This window comes from Christensenella sp. (assembly GCF_034927525.1).
Lineage (GTDB): Bacteria > Bacillota > Clostridia > Christensenellales > Christensenellaceae > Christensenella.
Genome location: NZ_JAYFPU010000253.1, coordinates 1 through 4,295, shown reverse-complemented (window position 1 = coordinate 4,295; position 4,295 = coordinate 1). Strand labels below are relative to the sequence as shown.

At 55.0% G+C, this 4,295-nt stretch carries 7 protein-coding genes; 6 read left to right on the top strand and 1 reads right to left on the bottom strand.

From position 1 onward, the window contains the following. The 6 genes from VB081_RS10555 to VB081_RS10530 all read left to right on the top strand — a co-directional run. Window positions 1–751, top strand: a 751-nt coding sequence (locus tag VB081_RS10555; protein WP_323400778.1) for a type II secretion system F family protein, incomplete at its 5' end; no start/stop codon positions are given. 31 nt (window positions 752–782) lie between these two features. Then, on the top strand, window positions 783–1,124 hold the full coding sequence (locus VB081_RS10550) for a hypothetical protein (RefSeq protein ID WP_323398474.1): 342 nt from the start codon (window positions 783–785) through the stop codon (window positions 1,122–1,124). Next, on the top strand, window positions 1,121–1,588 hold the full coding sequence (locus tag VB081_RS10545; RefSeq protein ID WP_323398473.1) for a DUF4860 domain-containing protein: 468 nt from the start codon (window positions 1,121–1,123) through the stop codon (window positions 1,586–1,588). Before VB081_RS10550 ends, VB081_RS10545 begins: the two co-directional genes overlap by 4 nt. A 10-nt stretch (window positions 1,589–1,598) precedes the next feature. Next, window positions 1,599–2,057, top strand: coding sequence for a hypothetical protein (locus VB081_RS10540; RefSeq protein ID WP_323398472.1), 459 nt, complete (start codon window positions 1,599–1,601; stop codon window positions 2,055–2,057). Then, window positions 2,054–2,503, top strand: a complete 450-nt coding sequence (locus VB081_RS10535) for a hypothetical protein (protein ID WP_323398471.1) — start codon at window positions 2,054–2,056, stop codon at window positions 2,501–2,503. The genes VB081_RS10540 and VB081_RS10535 overlap by 4 nt, the downstream gene beginning before the upstream one ends. Before the next feature lie 14 nt (window positions 2,504–2,517). Next, window positions 2,518–3,576: a type IV pilus twitching motility protein PilT gene (locus VB081_RS10530; protein WP_323400777.1), complete on the top strand. Its 1,059-nt coding sequence runs from the start codon at window positions 2,518–2,520 to the stop codon at window positions 3,574–3,576. A gap of 55 nt (window positions 3,577–3,631) precedes the next feature. Here VB081_RS10530 and VB081_RS10525 read toward each other — a convergent pair. Next, window positions 3,632–4,295 (bottom strand): xylulokinase (locus VB081_RS10525; RefSeq protein ID WP_323400776.1); only part of this gene is annotated, 664 nt, incomplete at its 5' end.

Here is a 4,295-nt window from a genome sequence, read left to right as displayed (position 1 = left end):
TTACGGTCGGGAAGAGGATATCGCCCGGGGGGTGCGCAGTGCCATATCTTATCCCCTTATCATGATCGGGATGATGCTTGTTATCGTGGTGGTGCTTATGGTCAATGTTATGCCGGTATTCGCCCAGGTCTTTGCCCAGCTCGGAGCTGAAATGACGGGATTTTCCCGGGCCATTTTAGAAATGGGCCTGTCCATGAACCGCTACGCCGCGGTCTTTGTGGTCCTCCTCATCCTCCTCCTGGCCACTATCTTTTATTTATGCAAGGTTCCCCGGGGTCGGGCCGCCATGGCCAGCTTTTCCTCGAAATTCTTCCTCACCCGGAAGCTCAATGAAAAAATTGCCCTGGCCCGTTTTGCCGGCGGCCTTTCCATGACCATTGCCAGTGGCTTAGACGGAGAGCACAGCCTCAGCCTGGTGGCGGATATCACCGAAAATCCCGGCCTAAAGAAAAAAATCACGGTGGCCCAGACCCTAATGGCCCAGGGGAGCAGCTTTCCAGATGCCCTCCACGAAGCTGCCCTTTTTTCCGGTATCTACGGCAAGATTCTGGCCATCGGTCACAAGAGCGGCACCCTGGACACGGCCATGGACCGGATTGCCAGCCAGTACAACGACGAGGTGGACACCGCCATCGACGGGATGCTCTCCGTTCTAGAACCCACCTTAGTCGCTGTCCTCTCCATCATCGTCGGCATTATCCTGCTCTCGGTTATGTTTCCCCTTCTCGGTATCATGAGCACCATTGGCTGATCCGGTCATTTTGCCTCCAGGAGGTGGCTCTATGAAAAATCGATTCAATCCAACTCAAAAAAGCAGATCCATCCTAAGGGATTCGGCGGTGGCCCTGGTGGTTTTCCTCCTCGTCGCCGGGGTCTTTATCTTCGGTATCCTCCAGGTTTCCTCCTCCTCCCAGGCCGAGGAAATCCAGAACCTGAAAAATGCCGTCCAGCACGCCGTGGTCCATTGTTATGCCACGGAGGGGCGCTACCCCCAAAGTCTGGGCTATATGGAGGAGCACTATGGCTTAAGCTACGATAAAAAGAAATACCTGGTGGATTACACGCCCTACGGGACCAATATTCTTCCAGGCATTACCATTATCCCCCTGGGAGGTTCCTCATGAAAATTCAGAAATCCCGGGAACACGTGGTGGATTATCTCTTCGTTTTAGCCCTATTCTTCGCCTTCGCCCTTTGCACCTTTGCCGTCATCTTCATCGGCATCAAGGTCTACAGCCAAACCGTCACCCATATGAATGAAAACTACCTGGGGCGCACCGCCACCACCTACGTCACCCAAAAAATCCGCAGCACTAGCGGCCCCATTACCATCACCGAGGTAGGAGATACCAAAGCCCTCAGCCTGGAGGATACGGAGGCCCAGACCCGTACCCTGATCTACGCCTGGCAGGGCAATCTTAAGGAGCTGACCATCAAGACATCCGATGCCGTTACCCCCGGGGCCGGACAGGATATCCTGCCGGTGGATGCCTTTGTCCCATCCCTGGCCGGCACGGGCCTCCTTGAGCTATCCATTACCGATGGAACCGGGCGACACCATCAGCGTTTTGTTGCATTCAATCCATGAGGAGGTTCCCATGAAGCATCGATACACCACATCTAAAAACACCCTCTTCCTCATGGAGCTCATCATCGCCATTTTTTTCTTCGTCCTTGCCAGTGGGGTCTGTGTCCAGATTTTCGTTAAAGCCCATCTCCTCAGCACAGACACCCAGCGTACCCAGCTGGCCGTCAATGAGGCCAGCAGTGCCGCGGATATTATCCGGGGCAACCCCGGGGATGCTGCCACCGCATTGCTGCAAAACCTCCCGGGGGCCACACTGTCCGAGGGGGCCGTGGAATGCAGCTACGATACCCAGGGTCAAACCTGCGCCCCTGGGGATGCCGACATCCAAATGCGCATCCTGTTAAGCCAGGCCGAGGGCATGATCACCGGGGAGATTGTCGTCACCCAGGCCGTCACACAGGAGAGCCTGTATACCCTCCAGGTCAAGCGTTACATCCCCATGGGTGAAAGAGGGGGGACCACGCCATGATGAAGAAAGGCTTTAATATGATGAATGTCGGTGCCTCCTCCTTCCTCGTCATTTTTACCGTCCTGGCCCTGGTGACCTTCGCCGTGCTGTCCGTGTCCAGCGCCAACGCCGATAAACAGCTGAGCGACAAGGTTCTGAAATCCACCACGGCTTATTACCAGGCCGAAAACCAAGCAGAGGAGACCCTGGCCCAAATTGATCAGGCCTTATCCCAAGGGCCTTCTCCGGATGATACCACCCTCCCAAACCTTCTCCCTGGGGGATGCACCTGGGATGCCAGTAGCCGCACCATCGCTTTTAATAAAGAAATGGGAGGTGGCCAGGCTTTGGCCGTCAGCTTAACCCTCCCTCCCGAAGGCACCACTTACCAGATTACCCGCTGGCAGGTCATCTCCACTAACGATTGGCAGCCAGATAACACTTTACCAGTGATTACCCTGAACTAGAAATGAGATTTTAAATGGATATTTCCCAAATTTTAAACCACGCCACCCAAAATAAGGCCTCGGACATCTTTATCGTCGCCGGACTGCCCTTGACCTACAAGACCAATGGCCGTTTGGTCCAAATCACCCAAACCAAGCTGCTGCCCCAGGATACCGAGGCCCTGATCCGCGGGATTTACCAGCTGGCCAATAATCGGGATTACGATCAATTCTTCGCCGCCGGAGACGACGATTTTTCCTTTTCCCTGGTGGGAATCTCCCGGTTTCGGGCCAGTGCCTATAAGCAGCGGGGCTCCGCTGCTGCCGTGGTCCGTATTATCAGCTTCCAGCTCCCTGATCCCCAAGCCCTGGGGATTCCCCAGGCCGTTATCGCCCTTATGGAAATGGTGAAGGGCCTGGTCCTGATTACCGGGCCGGCGGGCAGCGGTAAATCCACTACCCTGGCCTGTATGATCGACCATATCAACGAGACCCAGCACAAGCACATCATCACCCTGGAGGACCCCCTGGAGCACCTCCACAGTCATAAAAAAAGCATTGTCAGCCAGCGCGAAATCAGCAGTGATACGGTGGATTACGTCACCGCCCTCCGGGCCTCCCTGAGACAAAGCCCCGACGTCATTCTCCTGGGAGAGCTCCGGGATTTTGAAACCATCGACATCGCCATGACCGCCGCTGAAACCGGCCATCTCATCCTGTCCACCCTCCATACCCTGGGGGCGGCGGATACCATTGACCGGGTGATTGATGTCTTCCCCCCTAACCAACAAAACCAGATCGCCGTCCAGCTTTCCATGTGCCTGGGGGCCGTGGTCTCCCAGCAGCTTATCCCAGATGTAGATGGACGACTCATTCCTGTCTTTGAAATTATGACGCTGAATCCTGGAATTCGAAATATGATCCGGGAAAATAAAATTCATCAGATTGAGGGCATGCTTTACTCCGCCAATCAGGAAAATATGATTTCCATGGATAATAGCCTGCTGTCTTTAGTGTCCCAGGGCCGCATTACCAAGACCGTTGCCCTGGATTATGCCACCAATCCGGAAATGCTTAAAAAGAAATTGGGATAAAAAAGGCCAGCCAAAGAACAAATCATTCCTTGGCTGGCCTTTTCTTTTTTACATTTTATCCCAACAATTCTTTACGCAGCTGCCAAAGCGGTGCAAAGGCCCGGCGCAGCTCCCGATACAGCTGGTAGGTTCGGTCGTAGACCGGATAGGACTTGGCTTGATAAATCTTATCCAGGCGGCAGCAGGATCGAACAGCATCTTCAAAATCTGCGTACAGGCCCAGACCGACTCCGGCGGCCATCACCGCACCCCGGGCGGCGAATTCACTGCCCTTGGACACAGCCACGGTGGCGCCGTTGACATCGGCTATGATTCGGGGAAGGATGCCGCTGGTGGCCCCGCCGCCGGAAATCAGGATTTTATCAATCCCATTGTACCCTTCCATACAATCCCGTATAGAGAAGGCAATGGATTCGTACACTGCTCGGAGCAGCTGCTCCCGGCTGGTACTATCCGAAATACCAAAGAAGCTGGCCTTAGCATTGACATTGTTAAAGGGCATCCGCTCTCCGGCGGTGGATAAATAGGGATGGTACACCACCCCCCCGGCACCGGGCTCGGTCATCTCCACCATCTGGTCCGCCAGGGCGTAGTCTGGGCGCCCCAGCAGTTCCTTCAGGGCCCAGTCGATATTGGTCATCCCGTTAAGGGTCGACATCACCTCCACCGCCTTGTCCACACAGACATGGGGCAGGAAATGTCGCCAATACCGGGTGGGG

Excerpts from the sequence above, each read along its gene's own strand:
- VB081_RS10550 (WP_323398474.1), top strand. The coding sequence starts at position 783 with ATGAAAAATCGATTCAATCCAACTCAAAAAAGCAGATCCATCCTAAGG.
- VB081_RS10545 (WP_323398473.1), top strand. The coding sequence starts at position 1,121 with ATGAAAATTCAGAAATCCCGGGAACACGTGGTGGATTATCTCTTCGTT.
- VB081_RS10540 (WP_323398472.1), top strand. The coding sequence starts at position 1,599 with ATGAAGCATCGATACACCACATCTAAAAACACCCTCTTCCTCATGGAG.
- VB081_RS10535 (WP_323398471.1), top strand. The coding sequence starts at position 2,054 with ATGATGAAGAAAGGCTTTAATATGATGAATGTCGGTGCCTCCTCCTTC.
- VB081_RS10530 (WP_323400777.1), top strand. The coding sequence starts at position 2,518 with ATGGATATTTCCCAAATTTTAAACCACGCCACCCAAAATAAGGCCTCG.